The following is a 13986-nucleotide window of genomic DNA, read 5'->3' as shown; positions in this document are numbered from 1 at the left end:
GCCCGGCTGGACGTCGAGGGTGGCGATCAGACCGGGGACCTGGCCGAAGTCGGTACCGGCGAGGAACTCGGGCAGGTCGACGTCGGGGTTCACGCCGGGCTCGATGCGGCGGACGAGCTTGGCGATCATGCGGTCGTCGACGATGACCGACGAGTTCGACTGCTCGACGCCGAGCAGCCGGATCTGATCGGGTGACGGCACGGTCGAACCGGCCCGACGCGGCCGGCCGTGGGCGGAGCCGACGCGGCCTGGGGCATCGTGCTCGCGCAACGCTGCCCCCACCACCGCCGCCGCCCCCTCCGGAACGGCCATCGCGTCGACGACGAGCTCGTCGCGGCCGATCCGGGCGATGACGGCGTCTGGTGCGGTCGCGAGGATGCGGCCGGTGTCGGGTCCCGTTGCGCTCATGACCGGGATCGCATAGCGGTGGTGCGAGCCGTCGTCGAAGACGACGTGCAGCATCACGAGTGCGACGTCGAGTGAGTCGTGGGGGAGCGCGATCACATCGTCGATGCCGACCTCGTCGATGGCGTGCTCCTTGCCCGCGTACCAGCGGCGGTGCGGCAGCCAGGTCGCGAACGGCTCGACGTCGAGGTCGGCGAGCGCCGGACGTGTCCCGACGGTCACGTCGCCCCGTCGGCCGGATGCCGGATGGCGAACACGTGGGCGGCGCCACGACCGGGGGTGAGGTCGACGTAGTTGTGCCAGCCCTGCCAGCGGTAGGTGCCACCGCCGAGCAGGTCGTGGGCCTCGTACTCGTCGTCGTCGCCGAGCCCGAGCCCGAACGAGCCGGGGTCGACGTGCACGTACCCGTCGTGTCGTTCGCGTGCGTCGAGGTTGACGATGACCAGGATCGGGTCGCCCACACCGGCCGGGTCGGTCTTCGAGTAGCAGAGGATCCCGGCCGAATCGGTGTCGTGGAAGCGCAGGGTGTGGAGGTGCTGCAGCGCCGGGTGGCTCCGCCGGATCTCGTTGAGGCGCGTGAGCAGCGGCGCGATCGACGCCGGGTCGTCGAGATCCCACGCGCGGAGCTGGTACTTCTCGGAGTCGAGGTACTCCTCGGAGCCCGGCCGCACGGCGCGGTGCTCGAGCAGCTCGAACGCCGGGCCGTAGACGCCCCAGTTGGCCGAGAGCGTCGCGGCGAGGATCGCCCTGCTGACGAACACGGGCCGGCCGCCGTGCTGGAGCTGTTCGGTGAGGATGTCCGGCGTGTTCGGCCAGGCGTTGGGTCGGAAGTAGTCCACCGTTCGCGTCGACAGATCGGTGTAGTACTCGCGGAGCTCCCACGACGCCTGGCGCCACGTGAAGTACGTGTACGACTGGTTGAAGCCGACCTTGGCGAGACGTTCCATCACCCGTGGCCGCGTGAACGCCTCGGCGAGGAAGATCGTGTCGGGGTGCTCGCGGCGCAGCGTGCCGAGACACCACTCCCAGAACGGGAACGCCTTCGTGTGCGGGTTGTCGACGCGGAAGATCCGCACGCCGCGATCGATCCAGAAGCGGAACACGTCGGCGAGCGCGTTCCAGAGCGACTCCCACGCATCGGTCTCGAAGTCGATGGGATAGATGTCCTGGTACTTCTTGGGCGGGTTCTCGGCGTACTGGATCGATCCGTCGGCGCGCTTGGCGAACCATTCGGGGTGTTCGGTGACCCAGGGGTGGTCGGGCGTGCACTGGAACGCGATGTCGAGCGCGAGGTCGATCTCGCGCTCGCGGCACGCCGCGACGAGGGCGTCGACGTCGTCGAGCGTGCCGAGGTCGGGGTGGACGGCGGTGTGACCGCCCTCGGAGGCGCCGATGCCCCACGGGCTGCCGACGTCGTCGGGACCGGCGTCGGTCGTGTTGTTGGCACCCTTCCGGTTGGTCGTGCCGATCGGATGGATCGGCGGCAGGTAGAGCACGTCGAAGCCCATCTCGGCGACGTGGTCGAGCCGATCGATCGCATCACGCAACGTGCCGTGGCCGTCGTCGTCGATGTCGTCGACGTCGTCGGTGGACCATCGCGATCGCGGGAAGAACTCGTACCACGCACTGAACCGCGCCCGCTCGGGATCGACGTCGATCGCCAACGGCGCCGGCAGCGTGGCGACCGGATCGCGCGCTTCGAGTCGCCAGAAGAGATCGGCCCACTGCGGCTCGTCGAGCCCCGACGTGTCGCCCGCTGCGAGCTGGCTCCTGAACGTGGCGAGCAGCTCGACGTCGTCGTCGGTGCCGTGATCGGCCGCATGGGTGAGCAGCCGCTCGACGATCGCGATGCCTCCCTGCAGTTCGACGTCGACGTCGACGCCGGCGGCGACCTTCACGGCCGTGCCGCGCCGCCAGGTCTCGGCCGGTGCAGACCATCCGTCGATCTGCACCTCGTGCCGGCCGAGCTTGGCCGGGGTGAACGACGCCGACCAGCGATCGTTCACGTGGAAGTGCAGCGGCAACTCGACCCACTTCGACGGGCGTCCCTTGGCGGGCACCGATCGCCACCGGAGCGCGCCGGCGATGGCGTCGTGCCCCTCGGCGAACACGTCGGCCACCACCGTCACCGTCTCGCCGAGCGCCGCCTTGGCCGGGAAGCGCCCGCCGTCGACGACGGGGCTGACCGGTTCGATGACGACACGCGAGGGGCGAGACGTTGGCAGGCGTGTCATGTGGTGGTGCCCTCCGGCGTGTGAGTCGACCCGAACCGTCCCATTCATATCGGACCCGGGGCCGAGCCCGCCAGCGTGGCGAGCGGGAGATCGCAGCCGGTCAGACCCCGAGGCGCGCAGCCCGCAGTGCTTCGACGGCGTCGTCGGGTCCGTCGAACTCGACGTCGGCGTCGCGACCGAACATCCACAGCACCAGCTCGCCGAGCGGACCCCGCACGATCACCGTCGGGTCGGCGTCGCGGGCGGTGATGCGGGCACGCCCGGCATCGGGTTCGAGCGTCACGCCGCACCGTGCCCGGCGAGCGAGGAGGCGGGCGCCTCGCCGGAGCGCTGCATCGAGATCGTCGGCGAGATCGTCGTCGAGCTCGCGCGGCCGCCACTGCTCGGTCGCCCGGCGCAGGTCCTCGTGGTGGACGAAGAACTCGAGCGTGTTGAACGCCCGGTCGATCGCGCCGATCCGGGTCGGCGACCAGATCGGCGGACCGTTCCTGAGCTTGGCGACGAGCTCCTTCCAATCGCCGTCGGCGATCTTCGCCTGGACCGCGGCCGTCCGCCCGGCGAAGCGTCCGAACACGACGCCGACGGCTGCGTCGGGGCGGCGCTCCCGCAACACGATGTGAGCGGCGAGATCGCGCGCCGTCCAGCCGTCGCACCGCGTCGGCGCGTCAGGTCCGAGCTCGAGCATCAGGCTGGCGAGACGCTGCCGCTCGAGAGTGGCCGATGTGGTCATCGGTGCCGACGGTACCCCCGAGGACCGACCGAGCAGCGACCGGGACCCGCGAGCGCGACCATCGAGCCGACGCACGCGCCGGGCGACCCGACTCGCGGCATCGGGTCCCGAGGCCACCGCAGCTCGGCCAGCCGCGTACGCTGGCCCCATGGGGAACATCGATGTGCGAGTCGAGGGAGCCGTCGCGACGGTGACGCTCGACCGGCCCGAGAAGCGGAACGCGCTGGCGCTCGACGTCATGCTCGAGCTCACCGAGGTCCTCCGCGATCTCGCCGCGACCGAAGCGCTCGGCGTGATCCTCGCCGCGAACGGGCCGGTCTTCTCGGCCGGTCACAACTTCGGCGACATGGCCGGTGCCACGTTGCCCGACGCGCAGCACCTCCTGCAGGTGTGCACCGACATGATGAACACGGTGCAGCAGGTTCCCCAGGTGGTCATCGCCAAGGTGCACGCGCTGGCCACCGCTGCCGGCTGCCAGCTCGTCGCGTCGTGCGACCTCGCCGTCGCAGCCGAGTCGGCCGGCTTCGCGCTCCCCGGAGGCAAGGGCGGTCTGTTCTGCCACACGCCGCTGGTCGCCGTGGCGCGCCAGATCGGCCGCAAGCGGGCGCTCGAGATGGCGCTCACCGGTGACGCCATCGATCCGTCGACCGCCGCCGATTGGGGCCTGATCAACCGCGTCGTTCCCGACGACGAGCTCGACGAGGCCGTCGACGACCTGATGGCTCGTTCGATCCGCGGCAGCGCGCTCTCCAAGGCGCTCGGCAAGCGCGCGTTCTACGCCCAGGTCGACCTCGACCAACCGAAGGCGTACAGCTACGCGATGGAGGTGATGGCGGCCGGGGTCGTCTCGCCCGATGGGCAAGAGGGCATCGCGTCGTTCCTCGAGAAGCGCCGCCCGGCGTTCACGCAGTCGGCCCAGCCGACGCCGAAGCCCTGACCTCGGGCGGTTGTTGCCGCACGGTCGCGCCCGACGCACGGGCCGACTTCAGGCCGCGTCGGCCACCTGCCGCAGCCGGTACGTGGCCCGGTCGCGCCGGTTGCGGATCGTGCGCGGCGTGACGTTCATCCGGCGAGCCAGCTCGATGACCTTGGGGGTGTCGAGCAGCTGCCGCATGAGCTCGATGTCGTCGTCGGGCACGCCCGCCTCGAGCGCCAGGGCGAGCAGTTCGGCGAGCTCGTCGCAGGGGTTGCGTCGATCGGTGGCCTGCTCGTCACCGGCGGTGAGTGGCTCGATCGTCGGGTCGACGGGTTGTTCGGCGGCAGAGCGCCGCCGGCGCGGCGCCCGGAACGCCCGGTAGTCGGCGTCGGCGATGAGTGCCGCCGACAGGCAGGCGGGCCGTCGGGCCGGGTTGAACGTCCGGACCTCGATCCACGCTGCCCCGAGCAGCTCGTCGAGCACGTCCGAACCCTCACCCGAGCGCCGCCGCCGGGAGACCACCGACAACAACCCCGGCAGGATGCGCTGGATCGCGACACGGGCCGCGAGCTCGCTGTCGGCGGCCGCCAGGACGAGCGTTCTGAGACGATGTTCGGTCTGTGGTGTCGCAGCGACCTCGTAGCCCACCGCCTCGAGCACCTGATCGAGATCGCTCAGGTGACCTTCGACGATCTGCCACCCGGCGGCCTCCTGCAGCGCGGCAGGCCGGCGCCGGAGGCGCGTCCACTCGAGCGCGAGGCGGCCTCCGAGGTTCGTGTGCGGGCGGCGCGGGGGCACGGATGCCGACGTCTCCATGGGCGGCAGCGTGCCGGATGGCCCTCACAGGGGTTCTCACCAGCTGGTTGCCGGGGAGCGGGATGTCGCCACCGGGGCCTCCCGGGCGGTCTCACAGGGGCGCCCCGGGAGGTCTCACAGTGCCTGGTCAGGAGTTGTTTTCCGGTCATCGCTCGTGTTCATGGGGCACGACCGGCGTCGGGCGGGCGTTCGTCGCTCAGCAGGTACCGGGCGCCGTTCCCGAGCGCGGCAGCGGCGTCGTCGGGGTTCCACAGCCCGCACGAGTCGAGCGAGAGGCAGCCGCATCCGATGCACTCGTCGAGCTGGTCGCGCAGCCGGATCAGCAACGCGATCTGGTCGTCGAGCCGCGGCCGCCACGAGGCCGCCAGCCGCTCCCAGTCCTTGGCGGTCGGCGTTCGCTCGTCAGGGAGCGAGGCGAGCGCACTGCGGATGTCGTCGAGGCGGAGCCCGACGCGCTGCGCGGTGCGGATGAAGCTCACCCGCCGGAGCACCTCGGCCGGATACCGGCGGTGGCCGACGTCGGTGCGCTCCGACCGGATCAACCCTTGGTCCTCGTAGAAGCGCAGCGCCGACGTGGCGACACCGGCCCGCTGCGCCACTTCGCCGATCGTCAGCCGCTTGACTTCAACCATTGTTGAAGTCTTACGCTTCGCCGGCGTGAGCGCAACGAACGCCGACCCGACCCCGCCGACGATCACGAACCCGCCGAGCGCTTCGGCCGCTGCGGGTACGGTCGTCGGCCATCTCGACGACCTGGCCGAGGCGACCATGAGGATGGTCAAGGTCGACGGCCACCGGCTCTGCTTGGTCCGGACGAGCGAGGGCGTGTTCGCGCTCGACCAGGCGTGCCCGCACGAGGGGTACGGTCTCACCACCGGCGACCTCGACGGCGACCTGATCACGTGCGCCTGGCACAACTGGAAGTTCCGGGTCAGCGACGGTCGATGCGTGCTCGGCGAGGAGGACGTTCGCACCCACCCCGTGCACGTCGCCGACGACGGCACCCTGTCGGTCACCTTCGTCGAGCCGGATCCCGCCGAGCAGCGCCCGAAGCTGCTCGCCAGCCTCCGCAGTGGCATCGAACGCGACTACACGGGCCAGGTGGCGCGCGACGTCGTTCGGCTGCTCCGGGCCGACGCCAACCCCGGCGAGCTGATCTGGGAGGCCGTGGCGTACGGTGCGCCACGAGCGGAGTTCGGGTGGGGCCACGCGGTTGCGTCGCTGACCGACTGCTTGGCGATGGTCGAGCACTACGAGGACGACGACCGGGCCCTACCGATCGTGCAGGCGATCGCGGGCGTCGCCGAGGGCGAACGGGATCGACCCGTGCGACCGCTGCCGGACCCGGCGCGCGACGTGTCCTCCGACCCACGTGCCGAGTTCCGAGGGTTCGTCGAGCGCGAGCAGCTCGAACCGGCGCAGGCCGTGCTGCGCCACGCGATCGCGCACGGCGCGACGGCCGACGACCTCCGGCCGTGGTTCACCGAGGTCGTCGCCGACCACCACCTCTCCTACGGCCACGGGGCGATCTACACGCAGAAGGCGTTCCAGCTCCTCGACCGCCTCGGCTGGGGACGCGCCGACACCGTGTTGCCGCATCTGCTGCCGACGCTGGTGTACGGCACCCGCGAGGACAAGCTGCCCTACATGAAGCTGTTCCACCGCGGTGTCGCCGAGCTCGACCTCGCCGCGCTGGCCGCCGCCGCCATCGAACCGGTCACCGGCTGGGCCGACGACGGTCGCCTCCGGTCAGCGCTGCTCGGCGACGACCGGACCGAGGCCGCGTCGGCGGCGGGCGCCGCGCTGGCGTCGGGGGCGGGCCTCGAGGGCGTGCTCGACGCGGTCACCGAGGCGGTGAGCGAACGGATGCTCCGCTACGACCACGCCGGTGAGTTCGACTTCCACGACGACTTCGGCTGGCTCTCGATCACCCACGGGATGACGTACGCCAACGCCGTGCGCTGGCACGTGCGCCGGGCGCCCGAGATCACGCCCGACCTCGTGCGGCTGGTGCTGTGGACGGTGTTCCTCGCCAACTGGACGGGCCGGCACGAGTGGCACACCGGCGTCGGCGAGCGGGAGGAGATCGAACCGCGCTCGACGGACCTCGTCGAGTACGGACGCTCACTCCAGCACGAGGCGCTCCTCGACGGCACGACCGCCTTCATCGTGCACGCCCACGCCGTGAAGACGAGCGTGGCCGCGACCGAAGAGGCGGTTCGCCTCGATTCGGCGGTGCCACTCGACGCCGTGGCCCGCTTCATGGCGGCCCCCAAGCTCGAGCGCTTCGTCGCCGCGACCGTCGCGCGGTCGATCGACTTCCTGAGCGGACGCGTCCAGCGCGAGTGAGTCGGCGCGACCTCGTGGCGCTGCGCCGCGTGCGGACGGGTCAGTCGCCATCGTCCGGCGCGGTGGGTGACTCGCCGTCGGTGCTCGGTTCCTCGGGGCCGTCGGCGAGGATCCGGTAGAGCCGGGCCGTTGCGTCCTTGACGACGGTGACGGCGGCGCTGATCTGGGTGGGTGTGCCGAAGCGCCCGATCTGGCGTGCGGGACCGGTGAGCTCGGAGACGGCCCGGCGGAGGTCGCCGTGGTGGCCGAGCCCGTGGTCGTCCCACGGCGCCTCGACGCCCGCTTCGCGCTGCTCGGCGACGCGGGTCCGCCCGGCGTCGGTGAGCTCGAAGCGGCGCTTGCCGTCGGCATCGGTCGAGCTGATCAGCCCTCGATGCTCGAGCCGGCCGAGTGCCGGGTAGACGGATCCGGGGCTCGGCTTCCACCGACCTCCGCTGCGCTCTTCGAGCGCGGAGATCAGCTCGTAGCCGTGCATCGGCTGTTCGTCGAGGAGGGCGAGGATCGAGGCGCCGACGGCGCCGCGTCGTGCGCGGTGTCGTCCGTGTCCGTGTGGTCCGCGCCGGTGTTGTTGTCGCATGCGATGTGGCATGTGGTTCCTTTCGGTCCGCACGGGTAGGCCGTGCGGTTCGGGTTGTCGATTGCTCATAACGATATATCGATAAGTGCCAAACGTCAACCCGTGACACACTGGGTGGATGGCGCTGCTCGGATTCCTGCACACCGCGGAGCAGCACGTCGAGACCTTCGAACGCCTCGTCGAGGAGGAGGCGCCCGGCACCGAGGTGCGTTCGCTGGTCGCCGCGCACCTGCTCGACCGGGCCCGCACGGCGGGCATCGATGACGACGCCGTCGTCGCTGGCGTCGAGGCGAATCTCGTGTCGCTGGCCGACGAGGGGTCCTCGGCGATCGTGTGCACGTGCTCGACGATCGGTGGTGTCGCCGAGGCGGCCGGCGCACGGCTCGGGTTGAACGTGGTGCGTGTCGATCGGCCGATGGCCGAGACGGCGGTCGCGATCGGCGGTCGGGTCGGCGTGGTCGCCGCGGTCCAGAGCACGATCGAGCCGACGACGTCGCTGCTGCGGTCGGTCGCGTCCGAGCGGTCGGCGGAGATCGAGATCGGCGTCGAGTTGGTCGAGGGCGCCTGGCTGCACTTCGAGCGTGGTGACGTCGACGCGTACCTGGACGAGATCGCGAACGCGTTGCCCGGGTTCGCCGATCGTTGCGACGTGATCGTCCTGGCGCAGGCGTCGATGGCGCCCGCCGCCGAGCGGGTCTCGGTTGACGTGCCGGTGCTCAGCAGCCCGCGCCTGGCCGTCCGTGCGCTCGTCGGCTGAGCCGGACGGATCAGACGCTGTCGGGCGTCGCCGGGCGCCGGTGACCGAACCGTCGTGGGACGGATCAGGCGCTGGTGACGCCGGCGCGTGAACGCAGGCCGGCGACGAGGAGGTCGGTGAACCGGCGCACGAGCTCGTCGATCTCCAACGGCCCGTTCCCGTGGAACTCACTGATCGCCTCGAGCTTCGGGGCGAGTTGCACGAGCCCTTGCATGGTGGACCAGCACAGCCAGCTGGCGTCGTCGAGCGACACGTCGAGCTGATCGGTCTCGATGATCTCGCGCACGGTGTCCTCGAGCACCCCGTAGGCGTCCATCCCGCAGGAGCGGAGGTCGCCGTCGTTGGCGTCGACGATGTCGGTGCGGAACATCACCTCGCAATGCGCGTGATGTGTCCGGCCGAGCTCGACGTAGGCCTCACCGATCGCAGCGAGCCGTTGGGCGGGGTCGTCGTGGAGCGCGGCCGCCGACGACGTGGCCTGGTGGAGCGCCTCGAAGCCCTCGGTCGCCACCGAGGTCAACAGGCCCTTCGTGTCGCCGAAGTGATGCGCGGGCGCGGTGTGCGACACCCCGGCGCGGCGGGCGACTTCGCGCAGGCTGAACCCGCCGACGCCGCGTTCGTCGATGACCTCGACGGCGGCGCGTCGGAGGGCGTTGGGGAGGTCGCCGTGGTGATAGTTCGACGGTGTCATGCGTCACTCATCCTAGCGGGAACTTGACGATGGTCAGTTCCATCTCTACATTGTCAACTTGACATCGTCAACATCGAATCGACCGAACCTGGTCACCCACCCACAGGAGCTGCACGATGACCACCCTCGACACCACCCGATCCGCCGTTCCTCCGCCATCGGACGCCTCGCCGGAAGGACATCGACAGCGCTGGGCGATCCTCGCCGTGGTCTGCATGGCGGTGTTCGTCACCGTGCTCGACGGCACGATCGTCAACGTCGCCCTCCCGTCGCTGTCGGTCGAGCTCGGCGCCTCGACCCGCCAGCTCCAGTGGATCGTCGACTCGTACCTGCTCGTGTTCACCGGCCTGCTCCTCGCGGCCGGCGGCCTCGGCGACAAGTACGGGCGCAAGCGGACGCTGATCGCCGGCCTCGTCGCCTTCGGGGCGACATCGGCGTATGCGGGATCGGCTGACTCGGCCGAGGCGCTGATCGCCGGCCGGGCGCTGATGGGCATCGGTGCCGCCCTCATCTTCCCCGCCACGCTGGCGATCATCACCAACGTCTTCCGCGACCCGACCGAACGTGCCAAGGCGATCGGCGTGTGGAGCGCGGTCAGCGGTGTGGCGGTGGCGGCGGGACCGATCACCGGCGGCTGGTTGCTCGAGAACTTCTGGTGGGGGTCGGTGTTCTTCATCAACGTGCCGATCACGATCGTGGTTGCGTTGCTCACGTGGCGCCTGATCCCCGAGTCGAAGGAGCAGGACGCGCCCGGCCTCGACCGGACCGGTCTTCTCTTGTCGATCGCGGCGATCACCGCGCTCGTCCTCACCATCATCGAGGCGCCGGAGTGGGGGTGGCTATCGGCAACGACGTTCGCCGGGTTCGGTGTCGCCGCGGTCCTCCTGGTGGCGTTCGTGCGGTGGGAGCTCCGGGTCGCGAGCCCGATGCTGCCGGTGACGATCTTCCGCAACCTGCGCTTCTCCGCAGCCAGCGTGGCGATCACGTCTGCGTTCTTCGCGCTGTTCGGCTTCATCTTCCTGATCACGCAGTACTTCCAGCTCGTGCGGGGCTACGGACCGCTCGAGGCGGGGCTGCGCACGCTGCCGGTCGCGTTCTCGATCGCGATCGCCTCGGTGGCCGCCCCCCGCATCGTCGAACGGTTGGGCACGACGAGCGTCGTGCGCGCCGGTCTGGCGCTGCTGGCCGCTGCGTTCGTGTGGATCTCGTTCCGGGTCGAGGTCGACACCGCGTACCTCGAGATCGTCGGCCAGATGATCTTCCTCGGCGTTGGTCTCGGGTTGACCACTGCGCCGGCGACCGAGTCGATCATGGGATCGCTGTCCGCCGACAAGGCGGGCGTCGGCTCCGCCGTCAACGACACGACCCGCGAGCTGGGCGGGACGCTCGGTGTCGCGATCATCGGCAGCGTGTTCAGCTCGGTGTACATCGGCGCGTTGGGCGACTCCGATCGCGGCGTGTTCGCGCAGCTGCCGCCCGAGACGCAAGAGCTGACGCAGGAGTCGGTCGGCGCAGCGCGGTTCATCGCCGCCGAGCTCGGCCCGAACGCTCCCGCCTACCTCGCCGAGGTCAACGACGCCTTCCTGTCGGGCCTGGCGGTCGGTTGCCTCGTCGCAGCCGGCGTGGCCGCGGGCGGCGCGGTGTTCGCGAGCCGATTCCTCCCCGCCCGCGCCACCTGAGTAACGAGATGTGCCTGGGGGCGCGGCCCAGGCGCATCTCGCGCGGTCAGACGACTGTGGGGAGCTCGGCGAGGTCGGCGACCTCGTGGGTGACGCCGTCGCCGGGCCCCGCCTGGGCACCGTTGGGGTTGAACCAGCACGTCGCGATGCCGTACTCGGCGCCGCCCTTGATGTCCGAGGTCAGGCTGTCGCCGATCATGACCGCCGAGACCTTGCTGGGCCGGCCGAGCTGCTCGAACGCGACGTCGAAGATCTCGGGCCGCGGCTTGGTGACGCCGACCTCCGACGAGATCACGACGGCGTCGAAGTAGTCGCCCAGGCCGAGCCGCTCGATGCGAGCGCGCTGCACGTCGCTCAGCCCGTTGGTCACCAGTGCGAGCGAGGCGCGTGCCGCGAGCTGGTCGAGCACCGCGAGCGCTCCGTCGTAGAGGTCGCCGAACGCGCCGAGGCCCCAGACGAACGCATCGGCCATGTCGTGCGGGTCGGCCGCGAGACCGAGCTCGCCGTTGAACTGCTCGAACCGCCGATGCCGCACGTCGGTCGGCTGCATCTCGCCTCGTTCGACCGCCGTCCACATCCCGCGGTTGATGGCGACGTACCGCTCGAAGTGGCGCTCGCCGTCGGTGACACCGACCGTCGCCATCGTGTGCGCGTACGCCAGACGCTCGGACGCATCGGAGTCGAGCAAGGTGTGATCGAGGTCGAAGAGCAGCGTCGAGTACCGCACGGCCCGGAGGAGGATACGGCGCGATCAACGTCGGCCGCAGGTGAGATCGCTCGAGACCGTGAACGGAGCCTCCGCGGTTGCCAGTCGCTCGGTGGGCTCGCCGACGCTCAGGTGCGCATCGGCTGCGCCGTCACGACGGCCTCACGAGTCGGTGTCGGGCTCGCCTGCGTCGTCGTCGTCGCCCGGCGGCTCGATCGTGAACTCGCCCTGGATCTCCTTGGGCATCGCCTTGTCGGCGTACTTCGACCAGTTGTCCTGCAAGGCGGAGATCAGCTGGCTGACGAACAGCGGCGACATGTTGACGCGCTGCACCAACATGCCCGACTTGGCCTTGCCGTTGTCGTCGAAGTCACAGCGCAGGAAGTCGATCGTGAACTCGTGGGGGGAGTGCCGCACGGCGGCGGCGTTCGCCCACACGCCGCCGAGTTGGTCGGGTTGGGTGTGGATCTTCATCGCGACAGCATGCCGTACGCGTGGGTGGGCTTCAGGAGGAGCAGCAGGCGCCCCTCGTCGACCATTGCCTGGCGGTACTCCTCCCAGTCGCCGTGCTCGCCGACGACCGAGCGGAAGTAGTCGACCAGTGCATCGGCGGTCGCGTCGTGCGGATCCGCCGCGACCGGCGTGATCTCGACGTCGGCCTCGATCACGCAGTACGCCCAGAAGTCGCTCTGGGCGACGTGCAGCGACGCCCGCGGGTCGCGGCGGAGGTTCTTCGTCTTCGCTCGACCGTCGGTGACCGAGATGCGGATGATGCCGTCGTCGCCGAGCACGTAGGTGATGTTCGACAGCTGCGGCCGCCCGTCCCGCTTGGTCGTGGTGAGCACGGCGTGGTGCCGCTCGCGGATGAAGTCGAGTGCGTCGGAGATCTCCATCCGATAGACCGTAACGGAGCCGTCGCAGCGCCACGTCAGGGGCCCGGCGTCAGCGCGCGGGCGCCGCAGCTCCCGGCCGTGCCTCGGTCCCACGCCGACCGCCCGACCTCCTCGTCGCCGAACACCACGATGTGGCCTCTCACGGTGGCAGGTCGACACCGGGAGGTGACCAACTGCCCGAACACTTGCCGAAGCCTTGACGGCCTCGTGACCTTCTGCCCGTTCGGTCCTTGACCGGCGGGGGGATACTGGAGCTGGAGATCGAGAGCCACCGATCTCGGTGCGGGAGGCTGTGAATCGCTGCCTTGACATGGTCGCGTCGGCGGCGGGGAGCCAAGCGCGAAACCGGCCCGCTCCACGAGGGACTCGTCCTTCGAGGCGAGTTCCCGAGCGGAAGGGAGGCGCGCCATGAGTCGGTTCACCCGACGAGCTGGACGTGCGATCGTGTTCACGGGCTTGCTGGCGGTCAGTCTCGGGTCGGGTGGACCCGCGAGGGCCGGTGATCTGGTCGAGGGCAACCCCACTTGTGCGGACCTCGGCTACGAGATGGCGTACAAGGTGGAGGACCCGAGCGGGTCGTACACGGTCGATCGCGACGGTCTGGTAGCCAGCTTCACCGTGGGCACGTACGCCGATGTCGTCGAGCCCAACCCCAACAACGCCGTCGTCACCTTCGTGGTCGATTCGACGTCGCTCGTCACGACCGGCGCAGTCCTCGTCAAGGGCGGGCCCGATGCGATGGGGTACGGATTCGGTGAGGCGACGCCGTTCCACGCACCGATGCTCGACAACGAGAAGTGGCCGACGATCAGCCACGTCCAGCTGTGCTGGAACGCGCCGGACCTCCCCGACCTCGGACGGGCCGAGATCACCAAGGTGGTGGTCGGCGACGACGCACCCACCGCCGTCGAGTTCGAGATCTGCCTCGTTCCCGAGCTGGGCGATCCGATCTGCGGTCAGGTCGTCGGAGCCGGAGTGCTGACGTTCGAGAATCTCCTGCCGGGCGAGTACGGCGTGCTCGAGACCGATCCTGGGGTCGGCTGGACAGTCACGTACTCCAGCCAGAGCGTCACCGTGGTGGCCGATGAGTTCGCCACGGCGACGGTCACCAACGAGTACGAGGAGGTGCCCGAGGTCGGGGCGTTGGTGGTGTCGAAGGTGATCACGGGTGATCCGCCGGCGGCCGAGTACGAGATCTGTGTGACCGGTCCGTCGCCGGAGACGACCGAGCGG

Annotated in this window: 13 protein-coding genes, 2 pseudogenes and 1 riboswitch; of the genes and pseudogenes, 5 read left to right on the top strand and 10 right to left on the bottom strand. The window is 70.2% G+C overall.

Annotated features, from left to right (window positions below):
* From QNJ12_RS20005 to QNJ12_RS19995, 3 genes and pseudogenes are all read right to left on the bottom strand, one after another.
* Positions 1-627: pseudogene (locus tag QNJ12_RS20005) on the bottom strand (hypothetical protein); the annotation flags it as partial.
* The gene (locus tag QNJ12_RS20000) at positions 624-2639 is read right to left on the bottom strand and encodes an alpha-1,4-glucan--maltose-1-phosphate maltosyltransferase (protein ID WP_300625381.1); all 2016 of its coding nucleotides are present in this window, start codon (positions 2637-2639) and stop codon (positions 624-626) included. The pseudogene QNJ12_RS20005 and the gene QNJ12_RS20000, both read right to left, overlap by 4 nt.
* A gap of 100 nt (positions 2640-2739) precedes the next feature.
* The gene (locus tag QNJ12_RS19995; protein WP_300625380.1) at positions 2740-3369 is read right to left on the bottom strand and encodes a TIGR03085 family metal-binding protein; all 630 of its coding nucleotides are present in this window, start codon (positions 3367-3369) and stop codon (positions 2740-2742) included.
* 148 nt (positions 3370-3517) lie between these two features.
* Between QNJ12_RS19995 and QNJ12_RS19990 the strand changes: the two genes are divergently transcribed.
* Positions 3518-4306 carry an enoyl-CoA hydratase-related protein gene (locus tag QNJ12_RS19990; RefSeq protein WP_300625379.1) on the top strand — a complete coding sequence of 263 codons (789 nt, stop codon included), beginning with the start codon at positions 3518-3520 and terminating at the stop codon, positions 4304-4306.
* Between the two features lie 48 nt (positions 4307-4354).
* On the opposite strand, the gene QNJ12_RS19985 is transcribed toward QNJ12_RS19990, so the two are convergent.
* Entirely contained in the window at positions 4355-5101 is a 747-nt protein-coding gene (locus QNJ12_RS19985) for a hypothetical protein (RefSeq protein WP_300625377.1), read from the bottom strand.
* A gap of 158 nt (positions 5102-5259) precedes the next feature.
* Positions 5260-5733 carry a redox-sensitive transcriptional activator SoxR gene (soxR, locus tag QNJ12_RS19980; RefSeq protein WP_300625375.1) on the bottom strand — a complete coding sequence of 158 codons (474 nt, stop codon included), beginning with the start codon at positions 5731-5733 and terminating at the stop codon, positions 5260-5262.
* A 25-nt stretch (positions 5734-5758) separates the two neighbouring features.
* Here soxR and QNJ12_RS19975 point away from each other — a divergent pair, with 25 nt between their 5' ends.
* Positions 5759-7450 carry a Rieske 2Fe-2S domain-containing protein gene (locus QNJ12_RS19975; RefSeq protein ID WP_300625373.1) on the top strand — a complete coding sequence of 564 codons (1692 nt, stop codon included), beginning with the start codon at positions 5759-5761 and terminating at the stop codon, positions 7448-7450.
* Positions 7451-7490: 40 nt separating this feature from the next.
* On the opposite strand, the gene QNJ12_RS19970 is transcribed toward QNJ12_RS19975, so the two are convergent.
* Positions 7491-8027 carry a PadR family transcriptional regulator gene (locus QNJ12_RS19970; RefSeq protein WP_300625371.1) on the bottom strand — a complete coding sequence of 179 codons (537 nt, stop codon included), beginning with the start codon at positions 8025-8027 and terminating at the stop codon, positions 7491-7493.
* 118 nt (positions 8028-8145) lie between these two features.
* Here QNJ12_RS19970 and QNJ12_RS19965 point away from each other — a divergent pair, with 118 nt between their 5' ends.
* Positions 8146-8784, top strand: a complete 639-nt coding sequence (locus QNJ12_RS19965; protein WP_300625369.1) for an aspartate/glutamate racemase family protein — start codon at positions 8146-8148, stop codon at positions 8782-8784.
* Positions 8785-8848: 64 nt separating this feature from the next.
* Here the strand turns inward: QNJ12_RS19965 and QNJ12_RS19960 are convergent, their stop codons facing one another.
* Positions 8849-9475, bottom strand: a complete 627-nt coding sequence (locus QNJ12_RS19960) for a TetR/AcrR family transcriptional regulator (RefSeq protein ID WP_300625367.1) — start codon at positions 9473-9475, stop codon at positions 8849-8851.
* A gap of 116 nt (positions 9476-9591) precedes the next feature.
* Between QNJ12_RS19960 and QNJ12_RS19955 the strand changes: the two genes are divergently transcribed.
* Positions 9592-11154: a DHA2 family efflux MFS transporter permease subunit gene (locus QNJ12_RS19955; RefSeq protein WP_300625366.1), complete on the top strand. Its 1563-nt coding sequence runs from the start codon at positions 9592-9594 to the stop codon at positions 11152-11154.
* A gap of 46 nt (positions 11155-11200) precedes the next feature.
* Here QNJ12_RS19955 and QNJ12_RS19950 read toward each other — a convergent pair whose 3' ends face one another.
* From QNJ12_RS19950 to QNJ12_RS19940, 3 genes are all read right to left on the bottom strand, one after another.
* Positions 11201-11881 (bottom strand): YjjG family noncanonical pyrimidine nucleotidase, encoded by a 681-nt coding sequence (locus QNJ12_RS19950; RefSeq protein WP_300625364.1) that lies wholly within the window; start codon positions 11879-11881, stop codon positions 11201-11203.
* A 141-nt stretch (positions 11882-12022) separates the two neighbouring features.
* On the bottom strand, positions 12023-12334 hold the full coding sequence (locus tag QNJ12_RS19945; RefSeq protein ID WP_300625362.1) for a DUF3467 domain-containing protein: 312 nt from the start codon (positions 12332-12334) through the stop codon (positions 12023-12025).
* On the bottom strand, positions 12331-12753 hold the full coding sequence (locus QNJ12_RS19940; protein WP_300625360.1) for a PPOX class F420-dependent oxidoreductase: 423 nt from the start codon (positions 12751-12753) through the stop codon (positions 12331-12333). Before QNJ12_RS19940 ends, QNJ12_RS19945 begins: the two co-directional genes overlap by 4 nt.
* A 276-nt stretch (positions 12754-13029) precedes the next feature.
* Positions 13030-13113, top strand: a riboswitch (cyclic di-GMP riboswitch).
* A 48-nt stretch (positions 13114-13161) separates the two neighbouring features.
* Here QNJ12_RS19940 and QNJ12_RS19935 point away from each other — a divergent pair.
* A pseudogene (locus QNJ12_RS19935) lies at positions 13162-13986 on the top strand (hypothetical protein); the annotation flags it as partial.

The organism is Ilumatobacter sp., from assembly GCF_030065885.1.
Taxonomy (GTDB): Bacteria; Actinomycetota; Acidimicrobiia; order Acidimicrobiales; family Ilumatobacteraceae; genus Ilumatobacter.
The sequence above is the reverse complement of the archived record's forward strand: the minus strand, read 5'-3'. Positions and strand labels throughout refer to the sequence as shown.

Coding starts and splice junctions, on each gene's coding strand:
- QNJ12_RS19990 (WP_300625379.1), top strand. CDS start 3,518: ATGGGGAACATCGATGTGCGAGTCGAGGGAGCCGTCGCGACGGTGACG.
- QNJ12_RS19945 (WP_300625362.1), bottom strand. CDS start 12,334: ATGAAGATCCACACCCAACCCGACCAACTCGGCGGCGTGTGGGCGAAC.
- QNJ12_RS19970 (WP_300625371.1), bottom strand. CDS start 8,027: ATGCGACAACAACACCGGCGCGGACCACACGGACACGGACGACACCGC.
- soxR (WP_300625375.1), bottom strand. CDS start 5,733: ATGGTTGAAGTCAAGCGGCTGACGATCGGCGAAGTGGCGCAGCGGGCC.
- QNJ12_RS20000 (WP_300625381.1), bottom strand. CDS start 2,639: ATGACACGCCTGCCAACGTCTCGCCCCTCGCGTGTCGTCATCGAACCG.
- QNJ12_RS19940 (WP_300625360.1), bottom strand. CDS start 12,753: ATGGAGATCTCCGACGCACTCGACTTCATCCGCGAGCGGCACCACGCC.
- QNJ12_RS19965 (WP_300625369.1), top strand. CDS start 8,146: ATGGCGCTGCTCGGATTCCTGCACACCGCGGAGCAGCACGTCGAGACC.
- QNJ12_RS19960 (WP_300625367.1), bottom strand. CDS start 9,475: ATGACACCGTCGAACTATCACCACGGCGACCTCCCCAACGCCCTCCGA.
- QNJ12_RS19985 (WP_300625377.1), bottom strand. CDS start 5,101: ATGGAGACGTCGGCATCCGTGCCCCCGCGCCGCCCGCACACGAACCTC.
- QNJ12_RS19955 (WP_300625366.1), top strand. CDS start 9,592: ATGACCACCCTCGACACCACCCGATCCGCCGTTCCTCCGCCATCGGAC.
- QNJ12_RS19995 (WP_300625380.1), bottom strand. CDS start 3,369: ATGACCACATCGGCCACTCTCGAGCGGCAGCGTCTCGCCAGCCTGATG.